The 19,179-nt window shown below is 72.1% G+C and carries 19 protein-coding genes; 5 read left to right on the top strand and 14 right to left on the bottom strand.

Going from position 1 to position 19,179, the window contains the following annotated elements:
- Positions 1-106: 106 nt before the first annotated feature.
- Complete coding sequence (locus tag Aau02nite_RS19345) at positions 107-910, top strand: DUF4097 family beta strand repeat-containing protein (protein WP_212989901.1); 804 nt, start codon at positions 107-109, stop codon at positions 908-910.
- On the opposite strand, the gene Aau02nite_RS19350 is transcribed toward Aau02nite_RS19345, so the two are convergent.
- Positions 907-2,139 carry an MFS transporter gene (locus Aau02nite_RS19350; protein WP_212989902.1) on the bottom strand — a complete coding sequence of 411 codons (1,233 nt, stop codon included), beginning with the start codon at positions 2,137-2,139 and terminating at the stop codon, positions 907-909. The genes Aau02nite_RS19345 and Aau02nite_RS19350 overlap by 4 nt on opposite strands.
- Before the next feature lie 150 nt (positions 2,140-2,289).
- Between Aau02nite_RS19350 and Aau02nite_RS19355 the strand changes: the two genes are divergently transcribed.
- Positions 2,290-2,787, top strand: a complete 498-nt coding sequence (locus tag Aau02nite_RS19355) for a hypothetical protein (RefSeq protein ID WP_212989903.1) — start codon at positions 2,290-2,292, stop codon at positions 2,785-2,787.
- Positions 2,788-2,800: 13 nt separating this feature from the next.
- Here the strand turns inward: Aau02nite_RS19355 and Aau02nite_RS19360 are convergent, their stop codons facing one another.
- The 9 genes from Aau02nite_RS19360 to Aau02nite_RS19400 form a co-directional block, all read right to left on the bottom strand.
- Positions 2,801-3,850 (bottom strand): acyltransferase family protein, encoded by a 1,050-nt coding sequence (locus tag Aau02nite_RS19360; protein ID WP_212989904.1) that lies wholly within the window; start codon positions 3,848-3,850, stop codon positions 2,801-2,803.
- 77 nt (positions 3,851-3,927) lie between these two features.
- Entirely contained in the window at positions 3,928-4,821 is an 894-nt protein-coding gene (gene era, locus Aau02nite_RS19365) for a GTPase Era (protein ID WP_212989950.1), read from the bottom strand.
- A gap of 602 nt (positions 4,822-5,423) precedes the next feature.
- Positions 5,424-5,597, bottom strand: coding sequence for a hypothetical protein (locus Aau02nite_RS19370; RefSeq protein ID WP_212989905.1), 174 nt, complete (start codon positions 5,595-5,597; stop codon positions 5,424-5,426).
- 468 nt (positions 5,598-6,065) lie between these two features.
- Positions 6,066-6,449: a cytidine deaminase-like protein gene (locus tag Aau02nite_RS19375; RefSeq protein ID WP_212989906.1), complete on the bottom strand. Its 384-nt coding sequence runs from the start codon at positions 6,447-6,449 to the stop codon at positions 6,066-6,068.
- Positions 6,442-7,809, bottom strand: coding sequence for a hemolysin family protein (locus tag Aau02nite_RS19380; RefSeq protein WP_212989907.1), 1,368 nt, complete (start codon positions 7,807-7,809; stop codon positions 6,442-6,444). Before Aau02nite_RS19380 ends, Aau02nite_RS19375 begins: the two co-directional genes overlap by 8 nt.
- 5 nt (positions 7,810-7,814) lie before the next feature.
- Entirely contained in the window at positions 7,815-8,285 is a 471-nt protein-coding gene (ybeY, locus tag Aau02nite_RS19385; protein WP_212989908.1) for an rRNA maturation RNase YbeY, read from the bottom strand.
- 18 nt (positions 8,286-8,303) lie between these two features.
- The gene (locus tag Aau02nite_RS19390) at positions 8,304-9,365 is read right to left on the bottom strand and encodes a PhoH family protein (RefSeq protein WP_212989909.1); all 1,062 of its coding nucleotides are present in this window, start codon (positions 9,363-9,365) and stop codon (positions 8,304-8,306) included.
- Positions 9,366-9,524: 159 nt separating this feature from the next.
- Positions 9,525-10,898, bottom strand: coding sequence for a serine hydrolase domain-containing protein (locus Aau02nite_RS19395; RefSeq protein WP_212989910.1), 1,374 nt, complete (start codon positions 10,896-10,898; stop codon positions 9,525-9,527).
- Positions 10,895-11,242 carry an HIT domain-containing protein gene (locus tag Aau02nite_RS19400; protein WP_212989911.1) on the bottom strand — a complete coding sequence of 116 codons (348 nt, stop codon included), beginning with the start codon at positions 11,240-11,242 and terminating at the stop codon, positions 10,895-10,897. Before Aau02nite_RS19400 ends, Aau02nite_RS19395 begins: the two co-directional genes overlap by 4 nt.
- 23 nt (positions 11,243-11,265) lie before the next feature.
- On the opposite strand from Aau02nite_RS19400, the gene Aau02nite_RS19405 reads away from it, so the two are divergent.
- Both Aau02nite_RS19405 and Aau02nite_RS19410 read left to right on the top strand, forming a co-directional pair.
- Entirely contained in the window at positions 11,266-12,027 is a 762-nt protein-coding gene (locus tag Aau02nite_RS19405) for an SDR family NAD(P)-dependent oxidoreductase (protein WP_212989912.1), read from the top strand.
- Positions 12,028-12,099: 72 nt separating this feature from the next.
- The gene (locus Aau02nite_RS19410) at positions 12,100-14,490 is read left to right on the top strand and encodes a beta-glucosidase H (protein ID WP_212989913.1); all 2,391 of its coding nucleotides are present in this window, start codon (positions 12,100-12,102) and stop codon (positions 14,488-14,490) included.
- A 62-nt stretch (positions 14,491-14,552) separates the two neighbouring features.
- Here the strand turns inward: Aau02nite_RS19410 and Aau02nite_RS19415 are convergent, their stop codons facing one another.
- From Aau02nite_RS19415 to Aau02nite_RS19425, 3 genes are all read right to left on the bottom strand, one after another.
- Positions 14,553-15,023: a hypothetical protein gene (locus Aau02nite_RS19415; RefSeq protein WP_212989914.1), complete on the bottom strand. Its 471-nt coding sequence runs from the start codon at positions 15,021-15,023 to the stop codon at positions 14,553-14,555.
- 201 nt (positions 15,024-15,224) lie between these two features.
- The gene (locus Aau02nite_RS19420; RefSeq protein ID WP_212989915.1) at positions 15,225-15,998 is read right to left on the bottom strand and encodes a GNAT family N-acetyltransferase; all 774 of its coding nucleotides are present in this window, start codon (positions 15,996-15,998) and stop codon (positions 15,225-15,227) included.
- Between the two features lie 39 nt (positions 15,999-16,037).
- On the bottom strand, positions 16,038-17,339 hold the full coding sequence (locus Aau02nite_RS19425; protein ID WP_212989916.1) for a lysine N(6)-hydroxylase/L-ornithine N(5)-oxygenase family protein: 1,302 nt from the start codon (positions 17,337-17,339) through the stop codon (positions 16,038-16,040).
- 103 nt (positions 17,340-17,442) lie between these two features.
- Between Aau02nite_RS19425 and Aau02nite_RS19430 the strand changes: the two genes are divergently transcribed.
- The gene (locus tag Aau02nite_RS19430; protein WP_212989917.1) at positions 17,443-18,396 is read left to right on the top strand and encodes a methionyl-tRNA formyltransferase; all 954 of its coding nucleotides are present in this window, start codon (positions 17,443-17,445) and stop codon (positions 18,394-18,396) included.
- Here Aau02nite_RS19430 and Aau02nite_RS19435 read toward each other — a convergent pair.
- Entirely contained in the window at positions 18,393-19,136 is a 744-nt protein-coding gene (locus Aau02nite_RS19435; RefSeq protein WP_212989918.1) for an SDR family NAD(P)-dependent oxidoreductase, read from the bottom strand. The two genes, Aau02nite_RS19430 and Aau02nite_RS19435, sit on opposite strands and share 4 nt — an antisense overlap.
- Positions 19,137-19,179 lie beyond the last annotated feature (43 nt).

The raw sequence follows: 19,179 nt of genomic DNA on the forward strand, positions 1-19,179 counted from the left end.
CTGGTGGGTACGACAGACCCTGACCCGGATCTCAGGGTCTTCTCGGGGCCGCCTCAGTGGGAGGACCGATGGTGCCCGGGTGCCGGCGCCCCCTAGCGTCACAGGCATGACCCCGACTCTCGCCCGGCGCGCCGGCGCCGTCACCCTGATCGCCGTGACCGCGGCCGCCCTGGCCGGCTGTGGCGGAGGGATCGGCGCCCGGCTGACCTACGACGACACCGAGAAGGTGAAGGTCTCCGAGATCGTCCTGACGGGCGGCAGCGGGGACGTCACCGTGACGACGGCCGCGATCGCCGACACCCGGATCAAGCGCATCGTGCGCAGCAACGGCTCCGACGACCCGCGGGCCTCGTACGAGCTGACCGGCACGGTGCTGACGCTCGACACCAACTGCGGGCCGCATTGCCAGGTGTCGTACGAGATCCAGGCCCCGACCGGGGTGGCGGTGCGCGGCAAGCTCGGCTCCGGCGACCTCACGCTCAGCGACATCGGCTCGGCGGACGTCACCGTGGGCTCCGGCGGCGCCGCCGTCGACCGGGCGAGCGGCGCGGTGTCGCTGAAAGCCGGCTCGGGCGACATCCTGGCCAACGACCTGCTGGGCGAGACGACGCTGGTCACCGGCTCGGGCGACGTCGAGGCCCGCGGCCTGAGCGGCGGCAAGGCCGTCCGCGCCCAGACCGGCTCCGGCGACGTCACGGTCGAGGTGACCCAGGTGGCCTCGGTGACCGCCCGCACCGGCAGCGGCAACATCGAGCTGATGGTGCCGGACGGCGCCTACCAGGTGAAGACCCGCACCGGCTCCGGCGACGCGGAGCTGCTGGGCGTCGTCAACGACGCGACGGCCAAGAACGTCATCGAGGTGCAGACCGGCAGCGGGGACGCGACCATCACCGCCATCCCGGGCAGCTAAGGGGTGTCGGCGGGGTGCCTCTCCCGCCGGGACAGCCAGACGAACGGCAGCGCGAGCGCGGCGACCCCGGCCGACATCAGGTACGAGGCCGGGTAGCCCCAGACGTCGGCGGCCCGGCCCAGCGCCGGCTGGGTCACGACGCCGCCGGTCGAGGCCATCAGCGAGTCGAAGGACAGGATGGTCGCGCGCTGCTGCGAGGGGATCATCCCGTTCAGGTACGCCTGCCGCACCGGCTGCCCGGCCGCGGCGAGCAGTCCCCAGGCCACCACCAGCGCCAGCACCACCCAGAAGCTCGGGATCAGGGCGATCAGCAGCACCGCGAGCACGCTGCCGCCGAGGGTGGCCAGCAGCATCGAGGTGCGCCGGGCGAAGACCCGCCGCAGCGCCGGTGCGACCAGCCCGCCGACGATCTGCGCGGCGGCCAGCAACGCCGCCGAGATCCCGGCGATCCCGTACGCGGCCTCGTCACCCCACAGCTGCAGCAGGTACGGCTGCAACGCGTAGTGCACGTAGATCATCGCGCCACCGGTGCAGGGCGCGGCCAGCATGAGCCAGCGCACCGGGCGGACCCGCAGGCCGTACTCGACCGAGTGGGCGGCGATGCGGCGTACCTCGGCCCGGTAGCCTCCGCCGCGGTCCGGGGTGAACCCGAGGTCGTGCATCAGCAGCGCGGCCACCACCAGCATCACCACGAGCACGGCGGCCCGCAGCAGGTACGGCGCCCCGAGCCCGGCGAACTGGGCGAGATACCCGCCGCCACCCGCGCCGACGAGCATCCCGACGCCCATGAAGACCTGCCCCCGGGCGAAGACCGCATCCAGGCTCCCGGTGTAGCCGGTGGCGCGCAGCGCGTCGACCAGCCAGGCCTCGGTCGCGCCGGAGAAGAACGTGAAGCCCAGCCCGATCAGCGCCGAAGACACCGCCCAGGCCCAGAACGGCCCCTCGACGCGCCACAGCCAGACGTAGAGCACGGTGGTGGCGGCCAGCGTCACCGTGCCGAGCAGGTACGACGCCCGGCGCCCCCAGGAGTCCGCGACGATGCCGGTGGGCACCTCGAACAGCACCATGCCGGCGGTGAAGAACGCGTTCGCGGCGAAGGCCTGGAAGTTGGTCAGCCCGGCGTCCAGCAGGAAGAGCGTGTTGACGCCCCAGATCAGCGAGGCCGCCAGGGTGTTGCCGAGCCCGAGCGTGTAGTACGTCCGGCGCACGTGCGCGGCCGTGATCGTCATGTATGCACAGTCCCAGAGATCTCCCCGCCCGCGGGGGACATCGGCGCGGCGACCGGCCGACGTGGACGGTGGCACGAAGGGAGGAGGACAAAGATCAACTAGCTTCCTATGCTTCCCGGCATCGCACAACTCGCACGGGGAGCAATACACATGTTCACACGTTCTGTTCCGGTCGTCGCCCTGGGTGCTCTCCTGGTCGCGGGCCTCGCCGCCTGCAGCAGCACCGCCAGCCCCGACGCCGCCAAGGCACCGGCCGCCGCACCTTCGGCCGCACCGGCTGTCAGCGCCACCACCCCGCCGGCCGACCCGACGCCGACCGACAAGGCCGGCGGCAGCACCAAGAAGTCGCAGGACAAGGGCGCCTCGGCGAACTGCCCGGTGACCGCCGGGACCCTGCGGGCAGCGATCAAGAAGGAGCACCCGAGCTGGGGTGAGCAGGAGCTGACCGGCATCACGTGTTACCAGGACTACGCGATCTCCACCCGGCGCGCTGCCGGCTCCGGCGCTGACACCGAGGTCGAGACCTTCCGCTACACCGGCGGCGCGTGGCAGACCTTCACCGGCGGCAGCGGTGGCTACTGCGACGGCGTGCCCGAGGACGTCACCGAGTACTTCCGGGACCACGGCCGCGCCGGCTGCGAGAGCTGACCGGCCGCGCGGATCACGTACGCACGGTCTCGGAGATCTGCCCGACGGCGGGTGACACCGGCGCGGCGACCGGCCGGCGTCGCCGGCCGCCGGGCAGCAGCACGGGCCGGCGGCCGGCGGCGAAGTCCTCGACCCAGCCGAAGAGCGCGACGGCCACCGCGACCAGCGCGGCGATCACCACGAGCCGCCAGCCGATCCCGGTCGCGCCGCGGACCGGCAGGCCGTGCGTCTCGCCGATCCGGGTGACGGCCACGATGATCGGCACGTGCCAGAGGTAGATCGTCAGGGCCCGGGCGTTGAGCGCGGTGACCAGCCGGGACGCGCGGGCCGCCGGGACGGCCGGGGCGAAGCCGAGCGCGATCAGGATGAACGCGGCGGACCAGAGCGCGTTGCCGAGCGGGATGTCGTTGAGGTCGTACCCCCGGGGTCCGGGATGGGTGAGCACCCACCCGGCGCCGGCCGTCGCGAGCAGCCCGGCCACGCCGGCCAGGCGGCGCCGGGCGAGCCGGCGCAGCATCCCGTCGTGGTGGGCGAAACCGAGCAGCCAGGCGCCGCCGTAGAGCGCCATGTCCCGCACGATCGCGTGCGGGGTCAGGCCGAGCAGGGTGATGACGGCCAGCGCGGTGTAGGGCGTCGCCAGCGACAGCTTCGGGAAGCGGCGGAAGACCGGCAGGGCGAGCGGCGACAGCAGTACGAACCAGAGGAAGTCCCGCAGGTACCAGGTGGCGCTCAGGGCCATCGAGCCCCAGCCGTTGGCCGGCGGGTCCTGCACCGGGAACGCCCAGTACAGGATCTTCCAGTCCCAGGCGAGGCCGGTGAGCAGCATCGCGGGCACGGCGATCGCCGACATCGCCCACAGCGACGGCAGCAGGCGGCGCAACCGGCGCTCGACGGCGAGCGGCCCGGACCGGTCGAGCGAGGCCGCCATCATCGAGCCGGCCAGCGCGAACATCACCGACATGGCCGGGAAGGCGATGGTCAGCGCGACCCACCCGGTGGAGTGGTAGACGACCACCCGGACGATGGCGATGGCACGCAACAGGTCCAGGTACCGATTCCGCATGACGTAAAGGGCTATCTAAATAAGCCCCCACAAAGCAAACCGAAACCGGCATCCGGTGATATGAACCACAAACGCGGCTAAAAACCCAAACGTCGAAGTTGCTTGGGGTCGCGCTGCCATTCCTTGGCGATCCGCACGTGCAGATCCAGATAGATCTTGCGGCCCAGCAACTGCTCGATCTCGGCCCGCGCCTTGGTGCCGACATCCTTGAGCCGGGCGCCCTTGGCGCCGATCACGATCGACTTCTGACTGTCCCGCTCGACGTACAGGTTCGCGTAGATCTTCAACGACCGCCCCTCGACGATCATCTCCTCGACCAGTACGGCGATCGAGTGCGGCAGCTCGTCGCGCACCCCCTCGAGGGCGGCCTCCCGGATCAGCTCCCCGATGAGCACCTGCTCGGGCTCCTCGGTCAGCACGTCGTCCGGATAGAGCGGCGGCGATTCGGGCAGTTGCTTGACGATCACGTCGACCAGCGTCTCCACCTGATGGCCGGAGACCGCGCTGACCGGCACGATGTCGGCGAAGTCGTAGAGCTTGCTGACGTCCAGCAGCCGCTGCGCCAGCGTCGCCGGATCGACCAGGTCGACCTTGGTGACGACCGCGATGACGGTGGCCTTCAGCTCGGCCATCTCGGCCGAGATGAACCGGTCACCGGCGCCGACCGGCTCGTCCGCCGGGAAGCAGATGCCGATCACGTCGACCTCGCTCCAGGTCTCGCGGACCAGGTCGTTGAGGCGCTCGCCGAGCAGGGTCCGGGGACGGTGCAGGCCGGGGGTGTCGACCAGAACGAGCTGTGCGTTCTCCTGGTGCAGAATGCCGCGAATGATATGCCGGGTGGTCTGCGGTTTGTTGGACGTGATGGCGATCTTCTGACCGATGATCGCATTGGTCAAGGTCGACTTCCCGGCATTGGGCCGACCGACAAAACAGGCAAATCCGGCGCGGTAAACATCATCCGCGACCTTGATCTCCCGGCTGGCGGCCTTGTGCCGATGCTTCTTCCTTCCGGTACGCGCATCCACGACCCCGCCGGAAGCCCGTGGCCCCGGGCTCAGGTCGCCTGCGGCAGCCCCGCCGTCCGCACCAGCACCCGTCATCGCGGCAGCCGGCACGGAAACACCGGCACTGTCCGCTGCGGACGAGGTCTTCGCCGCCGGACCGGTCTCGCCGCTCGTGGTCCCTGCGCTTCCGCGGGCGCCCGCGGCCGCGCCGCTACCGCGCCCACCCGCTCCGCTGCGCTTCGCGCCGTCGGCGCCGCCGCTCGCGGCGCCGCGCTTGGCCTCAGCCGCGCCGGCTGCGCTGCGCTTCGCGCCCGCGGCTTCGCCTCGCTTGGCACCGCCCCCGGCTTCGCCGCGATCCGCGGCACCTCCGGCTTCACTCCGCTTCGCCACGCCCGCGGCTTCGCTCCGGTTCGGCGCACCTGCGGCTTCGCCGCGCTTGGCCGCACCTGGGGCTTCGCCACGCTTGACCGCACCGACGCCCCGCTTCGCTCCGCCGCCCGCAGCACCACTCTGCTCCCGCCGCGCCGCACGCCGCTCCTGCCGCCGAAGCTCGTTCCGCTCCCCCGCAGTCAGCCGCTGCTCGTCGGCACCGCCACCCACAGAACGCTCAGCGCCACCGCCGTCAGCGCCGGTCCCGGCACCAGCCCGAACCCCGCGACCACCCGCAGCCCGCCGCTCATCCCCGGCCCCGGCACCCCGCGCCCGCCCAGCGGCCGCAGCCGCCTGCGAACGCCCGGTCCCACCGGCCGCCGTCCGCGGACTCCACTTGGGCTTGGAACGCGCCGGCCTAAGCTCCCCGGTCTCACTGACAGCATCCGACCGCGTCGGCAGCACCTGCCGCCCAGCCCTGGCGCCACCCGCAGGCCTACCGGCTCCCCCGGCACCTCCGGCGCCACGGGCGCCACCAGCACCGCGGGCGCCACCATCGCGCCCAGCGACGCCTCCAGCGCCTCGGGAACCGCCAACGCCTCCGGCGCCCCCGGCGCCGCGAGCGGACCCCGCACCGGCAGCGCTGCGAGCGCCGGCGCCTCCAGCACCGCGGGCGCCACCAGTGTCCCCGGCACTTCCAGCACCGCGACCACCTGCGGCACGAGCCTCCCGCGCCCCCGAACGCTCACCACTTCCCGCCGAAGCTGAGCGCCCACCCTTACCGCGCGCCCCACCCTCAGCGGACTCAGCGCCGCTCCGGCCCGAACCCTCGCCAGCCGTCGTCACGCCGTCACCGTGCCCAGCAGGGCCCCGGTCGGCGCAGCCACGTGGATCGGCGCGTCGGCCGCCAGGTCGCGTACCGCCGCGTGCCCCGCGCCGTCCAGCGTCGACGCCTCGGTCACCACCGCCGCCGCTTCCAGCTTGGTCGCGCCGGCCGCCACCGCGGAGGCCACCGCGAGCTGCAGGGCCGTCACCGCCAGGCTGGGCAGGACCACGGTCGCTGCCGCATACGTGCGGCCGTCCTGGTCGCGTACGGCTGCTCCTTCGACGGCGCCCACCCGGGCGCGGGCGCCGCGGGCCAGCGTGACCAGCTTGGCGTCCTCGGCGGTGAGCTCGCCCTCGGCGGCGGGGACGGCGGGTCCGGCGGGACTGGTCTGGTCAGGCATCAGCGTGCTGTCTTTCCTCGGTCTCGGGAACGTTCTCGGTGTCCTCAGCTTCGTCTGAGGCGGTTTCGACCCGGCACACCAGCACCGAGTCGATCCGGTTGCGGCGGCCGGTGGTGCCCTCCGCGATCAGGTGCAGCCCGCCGACGTCGACGGACGCGCCCGGGATGGGCACCCGGCCCAGCGTCTGGGCGAGCAGGCCGCCGACGGTCTCGACCTCGTCGGCCGGCAGCTCGACGTGGAAGATCTCGCCCAGGTCCTCGATCGGCAGCCGGGCGGTGACCCGCACCGAACCGTCGTCCAGGTGCTCCACGGGCGGGCGCTCGACGTCGTACTCGTCGGTGATCTCGCCGACGATCTCCTCGAGGATGTCCTCGATGGTGACCAGGCCGGCCGTGCCGCCGTACTCGTCGACGACGATGACCAGGTGGGTGCGGGCCGCCTGCATCTCCGACAGCAGGTCGTCGACCGGCTTGGACTCGGGCACGAAGGTGGCCCCGCGCATCAGCTCGGCGACCGGCATGGCCGAGGCCGCCGGGTCGCCGTTCTGGGTGCTGCGCACGACGTCCTTGAGGTAGAGCACGCCGAGCACGTCGTCGACGCTCTCACCGATCACCGGGATGCGGGAGAAGCCGGACCGCAGGAAGAGGAACAGCGCCTGCTGCAGCGTCTTGGGGGCTTCTATCCACACCATCTCGGTACGCGGCACCATCACCTCGCGGGCGATGGTGTCACCCAGCGCGAAGACGGAGTGGATCATTTCGCGTTCGCCGTGCTCCACGACGCCGCGCTGCTCGGCCAGGTCGACCAGCTCGCGCAGCTCGACCTGGCTGCCGAACGGGCCCTCGGGGAAGCCCTTGCCGGGCGTGACCGCGTTACCGATCAGGATCAGCAGGGAGGCCAGCGGATTCAGCACCCGGCCGAGCCAGCGGACCAGCGGCGCGGCGGCCTTGCCCACCGCGTACGCGTGCTGGCGCCCGACCGTACGCGGTGCGACCCCGACCACGACGAAGCTGACCAGCGTCATCGCACCGGCTGTGACCAGCGCGGCCCGCCAGCCGGCGCCCCAGCTGTCCACCGCGACCAGCGCGACCAGCGTGGTCGCGGTCAGCTCGCAGAGCAGCCGGAGCAGCAGCAGGAGATTGAGGTGCCGGACGACGTCACCGGCGACGGCTTCCAGGGCCGCGGCCCCGCGCTGGCCCTCGCGGGCCATCTCTGCGGCTCGCGCTGAGGAGACGGTGGCCAGCGCCGCGTCGGTCATCGACGCCAGGCCGGCCAGGAAGACCAGGACCGCGGCGTAGGTGACCAGTTGCACGTCGGGCAGGCCGCTCGCCGGGCCGGCCGCGAATAAGGACGGCTCCACGGGGATCAGCCGGCCCGCCGTCCGGAGCGCCAGCTCTGCAGCAGCCGGGCCTGCAGAGCGAACATCTCGCGCTCCTCCTCGGGCTCGGCGTGGTCGTAGCCGAGCAGGTGCAGGACCCCGTGCACGGTGAGCAGGTGCAGCTCGTCGGCGGGGGTGTGCCCGGCCACCGCGGCCTGTTTCGCCGCGACCTCGGGGGCCAGCACGATGTCGCCGAGCAGCGCCGGCTCACCCGTGCCGGCCTCGCCGGGACCGTGGTCGACGCTGCCCTCGTCCATGGGGAAGGCGAGCACGTCGGTGGGGCCGTCACTGCCCATCCAGCGATGGTTGAGCTCGGTCATGTAGTCGATGTCGACCAGCAGGATCGAGAGCTCGGCGAGGGGGTTGACCCCCATCTCCTCGAGCGCGTGCCGGGCCACCGCCAGGATCGCGTCGGTGTCGACCTCGACTCCCGACTCGTTGGCGATCTCGATGGACATGTAGTGCGTAACCCCTTATCAGCGCCGGCGGTTCGGGCGGCCACCGCTGGCGGCCCGGCCCGGCACGGCATGGACGGACTGCGTGGCCTGTTGTTCCTGCTCGACGTCGTAACGGGCGTACGCGTCGACGATCTCGGCGACCAACCGGTGCCGGACGACGTCGGAGCTGGTCAGCTCGGAGAAGTGCACGTCGTCGACGCCCTGCAGGATCTCCCGCACGATGCGCAGCCCACTGGTGGTGCCGCCGGGCAGGTCGACCTGGGTGACGTCGCCGGTGACCACGATCTTGGCGCCGAAGCCGAGCCGGGTCAGGAACATCTTCATCTGCTCGGGCGTCGTGTTCTGCGCCTCGTCCAGAATGATGAACGCGTCGTTCAAAGTCCTACCCCGCATATAGGCTAGCGGGGCCACCTCGATCGTGCCCGCCGCCATCAGGCGCGGGATCGACTCCGGGTCGAGCATGTCGTGCAGCGCGTCGTACAGCGGCCGCAGGTACGGGTCGATCTTCTCGTTCAGCGTGCCCGGCAGGAAGCCCAGCCGCTCGCCCGCCTCGACCGCGGGACGGGTCAGGATGATCCGGTTGACCTGCTTGGCGGTCAGCGCCTGGACGGCCTTGGCCATCGCCAGGTAGGTCTTGCCGGTGCCGGCCGGGCCGATGCCGAAGACGATCGTGTTCTCGTCGATGGCGTCGACGTAGCGCTTCTGACCGAGCGTCTTGGGACGGATGGTCTTGCCGCGCCGGGAGAGGATGTTGATGGTCAGCACCTCGGCGGGGCGCTCGGCGGTGTTCTGCTCGAGCATCGCGACGGTGCGGCGGACGGCGTCGACGCTGAGCGTCTCGCCCCTCTCGATCAGCTCGATGAGCTCCGAGAAGAGGCGTTCGGCGGTGGCGTTGTCGGCGGGCACGCCGGTGATGGTGATCTCGTTGCCGCGGACGTGCACGTCGCTGGTGAGGGTCCGCTCGATGTGCCGCAGGATCTCGTCCTTGGCGCCGAGCAGGTTCACCATGATCTTCGGGTCGGAGACCGAGATCCTGGTCTGCGCCCGGGCGGCAGCGTTGCTGCGATCGGTGCCGGTCATAGGGGCGGCCGTGAGGCCTCAGCCACCTGCTCTCATTCTCGTCCCGGTTCGGAGAGGCCCGCCTCTCCGGCGGCCCGTAAGGATCGTGCCATCGTATCCGGTCGGCGGCACCCGCGCCGATGCCATTATCGGCGGGTCGGCCGGGCCGCGAACAGCGGGTCAGCCCTCGGAGACCGGCACGCCGTCGAACGTCTCCTGCACCCGGGTGAACCGGTAGGTGGCCCAGTGCATCCGGACCACCCGGCCGTCGGCGTCGCGGGTCAGCCGGAGCAGCTCGCCCGCCTCGCGGCCGGAGACCGTCCGGAGCACGTCCGGCCGGTCGGGCAGCGGCCGGAAGACCGACGGCGGCCGGTCGGCCGGCGCGTCGGCCACGCGGGACTGCAGCGCGCCGTCGTGCCAGCTGAAGACGTGCGCGAAACCCTCGCTCCACCAGGGGCCGAGCACCGAGCGGTACGCCGGCGGGGCGGCCCGCCCCGGCGACCAGGCCCGGACGTCGGCGGGATCGGCCTCGACGGCCAGCGCGAGCAGCTCGTGCACCAGCTCGTTGATCTCCGTGGCCGTGCCCGAGGAGCCCAGCACCGCGGCGCCGAGCGCGCCCGGGTTGCCCTCGCCGCCGCGCCGGCCGTAGACACCGGCGAGGAAGCCGGGCATCGCCCCGTCGTGCCCGACGTGCACCACCCGGCGGCCCTGCGGCGCGAGGATGAGGCCGAGGCCGAAGCCGCCGGACCAGAGGGTCTCGTCGGTCGTGGTCTGCGGCCAGCGCATCTCGTCGAGGGTCTCGGGCGCCAGCACCAGCGCGTCCGGGTCGACGATCTCCGGGCTGGCCAGGAAGGCGGCCCAGCGGGCCATGTCGCCGGCGGTGCTCCAGAGCTGCGCGGCCGGGGCGGCGCCGCCCATGTCGAGCTGCGGTTCCGGGCGGGCGGCGTCGGAGTAGGTGTCGACCAGGTAGCCGACCACGGCGTCGCCGGTCGGCTCGACGGTGGTCGAGGTCAGGCCGAGCGGTTCGAGGATCTGCTCGCGCAGCACCGAGGCCCAGGTGCCGCCGCGCAGCTTGGCCACGAGCTGACCGAGCACGGCCAGGCCCAGGTTGGAGTAGTGGTAGCGGCGGTTGTTGGGCAGCACCCGCTCGGCCCGGGCCAGGTCGGCGAGCAGGGCGGCGTCGTCCGGGGCGACCAGCACGTCCCACAGGTCGCCGTACGGCTCACGTTGGAAGCCGGCGGTGTGCGAGAGCAGCCGGCGGATCGTGGCCGTGCCGTGCGCGGGCACGTCGAGACGGGTGGCGATCGGATCGTCGAGATCCAGCAGGCCGTCGTCGCGGGCCTGCATGACCAGTACCGCCGTGAAGGTCTTGGTGACCGAGCCGATCCGGAACCGGCTCTGCGCGTCGAGTGCGCGGGCGGGGTCGCCGGAGGTGCCGACGGTGCAGGTCCAGAGGCTGCGGTCGGCGCGGTGCAGGGCGACGGAGAGGGCGGGCACCCGGGCGTCGGCCTGGACCTTGCGGACGGCGCGCTCCAGGCGCTGCTCGGGCGTCACCGCGACACCATCGGCCCGAGCGGCTTGCCCCCGACGACGTGCGCGTGCACGTGGAAGACCTCCTGACCGCCGTGGCTGCCGGTGTTGAAGATCAGCCGGAAGCCGTCGCCGGTGAGCCCCTCGGCCTCGGCGACCGCGGCGGCGGTGGCGAGCACGTCGGCCGCCGCGCCCGGGTCGGCGGCGAGCGCGACGACGTCCCGGTGGTGGGCCCGGGGAATGACCAGGACGTGCACCGGGGCCTTCGGATCGATGTCGCGGAAGGCCAGCGTGGTGGGGGTCTCGTGCACGACGGTCGCGGGGATCTCCCCGGCGGCGATGCGGCAGAACAGGCAGTCGTTGTCCACGCCGAAGATCCTAGAGTGAGCTCATGACAGGACGCGCGATCCTCGTGACCGGTTCCTCCCGCGGCATCGGCCGGGCCGTCGCGACCCGGTTCGCCCGGGCCGGCGACCGGGTCGCCATCCATCACCGGGACTCGGCCGCGCTGGCCGGGGAGCTCGCGGCCGCGCTGCCGGGCAGCGGCCACGTCGTGGTCCGGGCAGATCTGGCCGATCCCACGGCGGTACGGGCCATGGTCGACGAGGCGGCCCAGCGGCTGGGCGGCCTGGACGTGCTGGTCAACAACGCCGGCGTGTTCGGCCCCACGGACCGCCCGCACCCGATCTTCGGCACCGGTTACGAGCAGTGGCTGGCCAACTGGCGGGCCACCTTCGACGTGAACCTGTTCGGTGCGGCGAACGCGTCCTGGGCTGCGGCGCAGCACATGCGCGAGCGCGGCGGCCGGATCATCAACGTGTCGTCGCGCGGCGCGTTCCGGGGCGAGCCGGACCAGCCCGCGTACGGCGCCAGCAAAGCGGCCCTGAACTCGATGGCGCAGTCGCTGGCGGTGGCGCTGGCCCCGTACGGGATCGGGGTGGCCTGTGTGGCCCCGGGGTTCGTGGAGACCGACATGACCAACGAGCACCTGAAGTCGCCGCGCGGGGACGCGATCCGGGCGCAGAGCCCGTTCGGCCGGGTGGCGCGGCCGGAGGAGATCGCGAGCGCGGTGCACTGGCTGGCGTCGGCCGAGGCGGAGTGGGCTTCTGGGACGATCATCGACCTGAACGGGGCCTCGTACCTGCGCACGTAGGATCCTGCTTAAATCGATCTTGCCTGGGTTTTCCGCTGCGGGTTGACTCGGCAACGTGATGGGAGCGCTTCCATGGATGACCTGCTGGCCCGGCTGACCCTCGAACAGAAGGTGTCGCTGTTGGGCGGCCAGGACTTCTGGTCACTGCCCGCGATCGAGGAGATCGGGTTGCGCTCGCTGGTGATGTCCGACGGGCCGATCGGCGTCCGCGGCACCGGCTGGGCCCCCGACGACCCGTCGATCGCCCTGCCCAGCCCGACCGCCCTGGCCGCCACCTGGGACCCGGCCCTGGCCCGCAAGGCCGGCCACCTGCTCGGTCAGGAGTCCCGGCGCAAGGGCGTGCACCTGCTGCTCGGCCCGACGGTCAACCTGCAGCGCACCCCGCTGGGCGGCCGGCACTTCGAGTGCTACTCGGAGGATCCGCTGCTCAGCGGCGAGATCGCGGTCGGTTTTGTGGCCGGTGTGCAGGAGCACGGCGTCGGCACCACGGTCAAGCACCTGGTGGGCAACGACTTCGAGACCGACCGGATGACCGTCGACGTGCGGATCGGCGAGCGGGCCCTGCGCGAGGTGTACCTGGCGCCGTTCGAGCGGGTCGTGGCGGCGGGCGGCTGGGGTCTGATGAGCGCCTACAACGGCGTCAACGGCCAGCCGATGGCGTCCAACGGCCGGCTGCAGTCGGACATCCTCAAGGACGAGTGGGGTTTCGACGGCATCGTGGTCTCCGACTGGCGGGCGGCCCGGGAGACGGTTCCGGCCGCGCTCGGCGGGCTGGACATCGCCATGCCGGCGATGGAGAACCCGTGGGGGGCCAAGCTGGTCGCGGCGGTGCGGGCCGGCGAGGTGGCCGAGGAGCTGATCGACGACAAGGTACGGCGGGTGCTGCGGCTGGCCGGCCGGGTGGGCGTGCTCGACGGCGTACCCCCGGCGGTCCTGACTCCCCCGCCGGACCTCGACGGTGACGCCGTGGCGCACGAGGTCGCGGCCCGGTCCTTCGTGCTGGCCCGCAACGAGCGGTTCACGCTGCCGCTGGAGGCGGCGGCGCTGACGAAGGTCGCGGTGATCGGGGCGCTGGCCACCGACGCCCGGGTGCTCGGCGGCGGCAGCGCGCAGGTGGTGCCGCCGCACGTGATCTCCCCGCTGGACGGCCTCAGCCGAGCCCTGCCCGGGGTGGACGTGGTGCACGCCGTCGGCGCCGACCCGCGCCCGTTCCTGCCCGCGCTGCCGCAGCCGGCGTCGATCGAGCTGCTCGGCGCCGGGCACCGGTTCAGCGTGGACACCGCCGCGGTGCGCTGGATCGGCGACCTGCCCGCGGGCCTGGACCCGGCCGTCGTGACCGGCCTGGAGATGCGCACGACCTTCACGCCCGAGCAGGACGGCGAGCACACCTTCGCGGTGTCCGGCTTCGGCACGTTCGACCTGCGGGTGGGCGCCCAGCAGCTCTACGAAGGGACGCTGCACCCGCCCGGCGCCACCCGCGCCGACCTGCTGCTCTCGCCGCGCGAGCAGCGCGCGGTCGTCCAGCTGACGGCCGGCGAGCCGGTCGAGATCGTGCTGCGCCAGAGCATCCAGCCGGGCATGGCCCACACGGTCAGCGCGACGCTGGGCCACCGGGCGCCGGGCGTCTCGGCGGACAGCATGATCTCCGAAGCGGTGGCGCTCGCGGCCTCTGCGGACGTCGCGGTGGTCGTCGTGGGCACGACCGAGCAGGTGGAGTCCGAGGGCTTCGACCGCACGTCACTCTCGCTGCCGGGCCGGCAGGACGAGCTGGTGGTACGGGTGGCAGCGGCCAACCCGCGCACGGTCGTGGTGGTCAACGCCGGCTCCCCGGTGCTGCTGCCCTGGGCCGACGACGTCGCGGCGGTGCTGCTGACCTGGTTCCCGGGGCAGGAGGCCGGGGCGGCGCTGGCCGACGTGCTGCTGGGCGTCACCGAACCGGGCGGCCGGCTGCCCACCACGTGGCCGCGCCGCGAGGAGGACTGCCCGATCCTGCACGTGGTCCCCCGCGACGGCGTGGTCGCCTACGACGAGGGCGTCTTCATCGGCTACCGGGCCTGGCAGCGGGCCGGCACCACCCCGCTGTACGCCTTCGGCCACGGCCTGGGTTACACCAGCTGGCAGTACGAGACGCTGTCGGTGTCGGCCACCGAGGCGACGGTGACGCTGACGAACACCGGCGCCCGGTTCGGCCGCGAGGTCGTCCAGGTGTACGCCGGAGCAGACGGCGAGCCCGCGGCAGCCGACATCCCGGCCGGCGGGCTCCCGGAGCGGCCGGCCCGATGGCTGGCCGGTTTCGCGCCGGTCGAGGCCCACCCCGGCGAGACGGTGACGGTCCGTGTCCCCCTGCCGCCGCGCACCTGGCAGGTCTGGGAGGAGGGCTGGCACACCGTCGCGGGCACGTACGAGGTGACCGCGGCGCACGCGCTCGACGACCCCCGGCTGACGGCCACCCTCTCGTTCTGAGAGTCCGACGCACGGAAACGGGCCACGACCGGTAACCGGTCGTGGCCCGTTCCTCGTGGGCGTCAGCTGCGGGTGACCGTCAGCTTCAGGCCTTCGTCCTGGTCGTTGGTCCAGGAGACCGCGTAGCCGGGCCAGTCGCCCTGCAGCCCGCCGTCGTCCTCGACTGTGCCGTACATCCGGTCGACCAGCGCACCGGGCACCTGCAGGGTGTCGAAGACGCAGGTCAGGGCACTTGCCGAGAGGCCGTCCGAGGACTTCTCACCGGCGCCCTTGACGGTCAGCTTGCGGTTGTTGTCGGAGAGCTTCATGCCGGTCTTGGCCGGGTCGCACTTCTGCACCGCGACGAGCAGCGGATCCTGTTCCGCCGCCGCGACGGGCAGCGTTCCGTTGTCGGCGTTGCCGTCGTCGAGGAGCTTGGGCACCAGGACGATGCCGGCCACGACGACGAGTACGGCGAAGATCACCCAGGGAATCGGGCTGCGCTTGCGAGCATGCGGAGCCGGTGCTGGTGGGAGCTGGCGGGGCTGTGTCATATGGGTTCCTTCGCGCCAGGGGAGGGGGCGGACGCGCGGACGAAAGTGTGCGCTACGACACGCGACAAGACAACGATCACACTGCGAACTGACTAATCGGACTAGCCGACTGTGGAAATTAGTCTTACCAGACCCCTCATGATCAGTCACGCAGAGTTATATCTACCACTGTGAGGAAGCGGGGATTGACGCAGTGCAATGTTAGCTGACAGCGCCGCCGAGCACCCGGTAGTGGTAGTGGTGGGAATGGGCGAAACCTACCCGGGAGTACAGTTCACGGGCGGCGATGTTGGCCTTTTCGACTTGGAGGTACAGCTCGGCGCAGTCGCGGCCCGCCGCCCAGCGCGCCGCGGCCCCGAGAACGGCGAGCGCCAGCCCGCGACGCCGGTGCTCTGGGCTCGTCGCCATGCAGAACACTCCGGCCCACTCGCCGTCGGCGACGACCATCCCGATCGCGGCGTCCCGCTCCTCGACCTCAGCCCGGACGAACGCGGCCGGTGCCGGTACCCGCGCGAGGACCTGCCGGGCCAAGGCGGAGGTGTCCCCGGGGCCGTTGAGCGACTGATGAGCAGCCAGCCACGCGGCACTCGGCACGCCTTCGACCGTCAGGCTCAGGACCGGGTCCGTGGCGGCGATCACGTCGGCCGTGGCTGCCGTCAGGACGAGGGTGGGGGCTTCGCGGCGGTAGCCGCGGGCGGCGAGTGCCGCATCCAGCTCCCGATGCTGCTCGGCCGGACCGACCTGGACGGTCACCGGCAGGCCGGCCGCGCGGTAGAACGCCTCCACCACGTCCAGGCTGCGTTCCGGATGCCGGTCCGGCGCCGGCGGCAGGGCCGAGTTGGACCGCCGCCGGGCCACACCCGGCGTGTGCCGCAGCAGCCAGCCCGCCGCGGCCTCCGTGCGACCAGCCGGCCACGCCGCCGCGGCCGACCGTTCTATCCGGACCGCCCGCGCACCCTGCATAGGATCGAACATGATCCGATCCTATGCATGATTATGCGTATGAAGAAATGATTAAACGCTGACCAGCGCGGGCGCTGACCGGCGGGCCACCACCGACTCCAGGATCTCGCCGACCCGGATCGCGGTGTTCGACAGCAGCGCCGACGTGATGCCGTGGGTGTGCTCGGTGCCGCCCTGCAGATAGATGCCCACCCGCAGGCGCGGATCGGTCGCGGCGCGGTAGTCGCGCTCGACCCGCGCCCGGCCCTGCTCGTCGCGGTGGCACAGGTCGGCGAGCTCGCCGAGGATCGCGTACGGGTCGGCCTGGTGGTAGCCCGTCGCGCAGACCACCACGTCCGCCGCCAGCCGTACGGTCTCCCCGGTGACCAGCGAACGCACGCTCGCCACCACCTGGTCCGGCCCGTCGGCCACCTCGGTCAGCCGGGACACGTTGAGCATCCGCAGCCGCTGCTTGCCGAGCACCTTCTCCTGGTACGCCCGCCGGTACAGGTCGTCGATGAGGTCCATGTCCACCACGGAGTAGTTCGTGTTGGCGTGGTAGCCCATCAGCTGCCGCTTCACGTCCTCCGGGGCCACGTAGAAGTCGTCGACCGCCGCCGGGTCGAAGATGCGGTTGGCGAAACTGCTGTCGTCGGCGGGCGAGTAGCCGTACCGGGAGAAGACCGCGCAGATCTCCGCCGTCGGGAACTCGCGGTGCAGGGTCGCGACCGCCTCGGCCGCGCTCTGCCCGGCACCGACCACGACGATCCGGCGCGGTTCCGTGCCGCGCAGCTTCGGCATGTTGTGCAGCAGGTCGCTGGTGTGCCAGATCCGGTCGGACGCCGTCACGCCCTCGGGCAGGCGCGGGCGCAGCCCGGTCCCGATCACCAGGTTGCGGGCGCGGTGGGTGCTGAGCTGCCCGCCGTGGCGCGACAGCACGTCCACTGCCATCACGTCGCCGCCGGGAGCCGCGACCGGGGTCACCGACAGCACCTCGGCGTCGTAGGTGACCTGGTCGTCGACCTGCGCGGCGGCCCACGCGAAGTAGTCGTGGAACTCGACCCGCAGCGGGAAGAGGTTCTTGTGGTTGATGAAATCGATGAGCCGGCCCTGGCTGTGCAGATAGCGCAGGAAGGTGAACTCACTGGTCGGGTTCCGCAGCGTCACCAGGTCCTTGAGGAAAGAGACCTGCATCGTGGCGTCGTCGAGGAGCATGCCGCGGTGCCAGCCGAAGCCGGCCTGCCGTTCCAGGAACCGGGTGCGCACCCTCGCATCCGGACCCCGCCCGTTGTTGTGTTCCGACACGGCGATGGCCATGGCCAGATTGGACGGGCCGAAGCCGATCCCCACGACATCGAGTTCAGGTTCAGACATGTCCGTCCCCTCCACGGCGGGGCCGACCTGACCCCAGATTTCGGTTAGCCTAACCTAAGCATCTGCGGAGGCGTCCGCAGCGCCGAGTGAGGGAGAAAAATTCATGCGCGTCGTCATGTTCGGCTTCCAGACCTGGGGGCACCGGACCCTGCAGGCGTTGCTGGATTCGGCGCACGACGTGGTCATGGTGGTCACCCACCCGGTCGGCGAGGGCGCGTACGAGAAGGTCTGGTCCGACTCGGTCGCCGAGCTCGCCGAGGCCCACGGCGTGCCGGTCATGCTGCGCGAACGCCCCGACGACGAGGAGCTGTACGAGGCGCTGAAGCAGGTCGCGCCGGACGTCATCGTGGCCACCAACTGGCGCACCTGGATCCCGCCGCGCATCTTCACCCTGCCGCCGTTCGGCACCCTCAACGTGCACGACGCGCTGCTGCCGGCGTACGCGGGCTTCTCGCCCTTGATCTGGGCTCTGCTCAACGACGAGCGCGAGGTCGGCGTCACCGCCCACATGATGGACGACACACTGGACGCCGGGCCGATCGTGCTGCAGCGCGCCGTCCCGGTCGGCCCGGCCGACACCACGACGGACCTGTTCCACAAGACGCTGGAGCTGTTCGGCCCGATCACCGTCGACGGCCTGGCGGCCATCGCGAGCGGCCGCCGCGACTTCGTGCCGCAGGACCGCTCCAAGGCGAGCTTCTTCCACAAGCGGTCGGAGGAGGACATCCGCATCGACTGGACCTGGTCGGCCGAGGAACTGGAACGGCTGGTCCGGGCGCAGTCGGCGCCGTACCCCCAGGCTTTCTGCTTCCACAAGGGACGCCGCTTGGAAATCGTCACCGCCGCGGTCTCGCAGGCGGTCTACGGCGGCACGCCGGGCCGCATCTTCTTCCGCGAGGGCGACGGCGTGGCCGTCGTGGCGGGCGCGGAAGCCCGCCGCGGCCGCAGCAAGGCGCTGCTGATCCGCTCGGTCCGCACGGACGAGGGCGTGGAGATGCCGGCGCAGGAGTACTTCACGACGATGGGTGGCTACCTGACCAGCCACCCCGACCGCTAACCCAGCACCAGTCCCCCGCCGACCTCGACGACCTGCCCGGTCATCGCGCCCGACCCGTCGGCGACCAGGAACCGTACGGCGGTGAGCAGGTCCGCCGGGACCAGCGTGCGCGGCACGGCCTGGGCGGCGACCAGCCCCGGATGCGGGTCGTCGCCCAGGATCTCCCGCTCGCGCTCGGTCAGGACGGCGCCGGGCGAGAGCGCATTGACGGTGACCCCCGCGGGCCCGAAGGCCCGGGCCAGCGAGCGGGTGAGGCCGACCAGGGCGGCCTTGCTGGAGACGTACGACGGCCCGGACGGCCCGCCCAGCGCCACGGTGGCCGAGGTGACGTTGACGATGCGCCCCCAGCCCCGGGCGGCCATCCCGGCACCGAACGCCTGCGCGAGCAGCATCGGCGCGGTCACGTTGACGGCGAACGTCTCCTGCCACTCGTCGAGCGACAAGGCGTCGACGGCGACGTTCGAGGCGCGCGAGGCGTTGTTGACGAGGATGTCGACCGGGCCGGCCCGTTCGGCGAGGGCGGAGACGGCGGCCGGATCGGCGAGATCGGCCTCGAGGATCTCGGTGCGGGCGCCACGGTCCCGGCATTGCTGCGCCACGGATTCGGCCTCGTCGGCGGCGTCCAGGTGGTGCAGGAGGAGCGTCCAGCCGGCTACCGCCAGATCGACGGCGATCGCGGCGCCGATCCCCCGCCGCGCGCCGGTCACCAGCACTCGTCGCCCCACCGCAGCATCAGACACAGCAGCAGCTTAAGGCGGCGGACGGTCCCCGTGATTCAATTCC

This window comes from Actinoplanes auranticolor (assembly GCF_018332655.1).
GTDB lineage: Bacteria > Actinomycetota > Actinomycetes > Mycobacteriales > Micromonosporaceae > Actinoplanes > Actinoplanes auranticolor.

Bases quoted from the DNA above. Each gene is read 5' to 3' on its own strand.
- Aau02nite_RS19345 (WP_212989901.1), top strand. From the start codon at position 107: ATGACCCCGACTCTCGCCCGGCGCGCCGGCGCCGTCACCCTGATCGCC.
- Aau02nite_RS19350 (WP_212989902.1), bottom strand. From the start codon at position 2,139: ATGACGATCACGGCCGCGCACGTGCGCCGGACGTACTACACGCTCGGG.
- Aau02nite_RS19355 (WP_212989903.1), top strand. From the start codon at position 2,290: ATGTTCACACGTTCTGTTCCGGTCGTCGCCCTGGGTGCTCTCCTGGTC.
- Aau02nite_RS19360 (WP_212989904.1), bottom strand. From the start codon at position 3,850: ATGCGGAATCGGTACCTGGACCTGTTGCGTGCCATCGCCATCGTCCGG.
- Aau02nite_RS19375 (WP_212989906.1), bottom strand. From the start codon at position 6,449: ATGCCTGACCAGACCAGTCCCGCCGGACCCGCCGTCCCCGCCGCCGAG.
- ybeY (WP_212989908.1), bottom strand. From the start codon at position 8,285: ATGTCCATCGAGATCGCCAACGAGTCGGGAGTCGAGGTCGACACCGAC.
- Aau02nite_RS19390 (WP_212989909.1), bottom strand. From the start codon at position 9,365: ATGACCGGCACCGATCGCAGCAACGCTGCCGCCCGGGCGCAGACCAGG.
- Aau02nite_RS19405 (WP_212989912.1), top strand. From the start codon at position 11,266: ATGACAGGACGCGCGATCCTCGTGACCGGTTCCTCCCGCGGCATCGGC.
- Aau02nite_RS19410 (WP_212989913.1), top strand. From the start codon at position 12,100: ATGGATGACCTGCTGGCCCGGCTGACCCTCGAACAGAAGGTGTCGCTG.
- Aau02nite_RS19415 (WP_212989914.1), bottom strand. From the start codon at position 15,023: ATGACACAGCCCCGCCAGCTCCCACCAGCACCGGCTCCGCATGCTCGC.
- Aau02nite_RS19420 (WP_212989915.1), bottom strand. From the start codon at position 15,998: ATGTTCGATCCTATGCAGGGTGCGCGGGCGGTCCGGATAGAACGGTCG.
- Aau02nite_RS19425 (WP_212989916.1), bottom strand. From the start codon at position 17,339: ATGTCTGAACCTGAACTCGATGTCGTGGGGATCGGCTTCGGCCCGTCC.
- Aau02nite_RS19430 (WP_212989917.1), top strand. From the start codon at position 17,443: ATGCGCGTCGTCATGTTCGGCTTCCAGACCTGGGGGCACCGGACCCTG.